This window comes from Psychrobacter sp. 1U2 (genome assembly GCF_051847575.1).
In genome coordinates, this window is record NZ_JBPYDC010001093.1 from 1 (window position 1) to 709 (window position 709).

Sequence of the window (709 nt, forward strand, 5' to 3'; positions counted from 1 at the left end):
TACGGGATTTGGGGATTAGCACCGTGATACCCTCAGTACGTAATGTCTGGGGTGCTGGGCTAATATTGTCACTGGCGTTTTATCCTTATGTATATCTGCTGGCAAGGCAAGCGTTTTTATCTCAAGGTCGGCGTGCGATAGAAGCAGGTCAGATGCTGGGGCTTAGCCGCAGTCGAGTGTTGTTTCGCTTGGCTCTACCGCAAGCGCTGCCTTGGATTATCGGTGGGCTGTTGTTAGCGACGATGGAGACTTTGGCAGATTTTGGTGCCGTCTCGGTGTTTAACGTCGATACCTTTACTACGGCTATTTATAAAGCATGGTTTGGGTTTTTTAGTTTAACCACGGCAGCGCAATTGGCCGCTTTATTGATCGGTGTGGTATTTATTGTGGTATTGTTTGAGCAGTATTGGCAAACAAGACGTGGCAATGCAGTCACTCAAGGGAGCAATCGCCGTTTAGAGGCCAGTACACCTGCAAAGCTTACAATGACGCTGCTGTGTACGCTCGTATTTTCAATTGCCTTTCTCATACCATTTTTACAACTGTTCTATTGGACAGCGACGAATTTTCGTCAAGATTTCGATGCACGTTATATCGATTTTGTAACCAATAGTTTGATGATTGCCAGTATGACGACGCTACTTATTGCTTTGCTTGCTATCATCGTTGCATGGATTAAACGTCAGTATTCTGACAAAACAACGAAGCT

1 protein-coding gene is annotated in these 709 nt (G+C 45.4%); it reads left to right on the forward strand.

The features are described from left to right. Nucleotides 1–23: 23 nt before the first annotated feature. Nucleotides 24–709: ABC transporter permease (locus ACS8FD_RS20565; protein ID WP_439277231.1), on the forward strand; the 686-nt coding region annotated here is incomplete at its 3' end.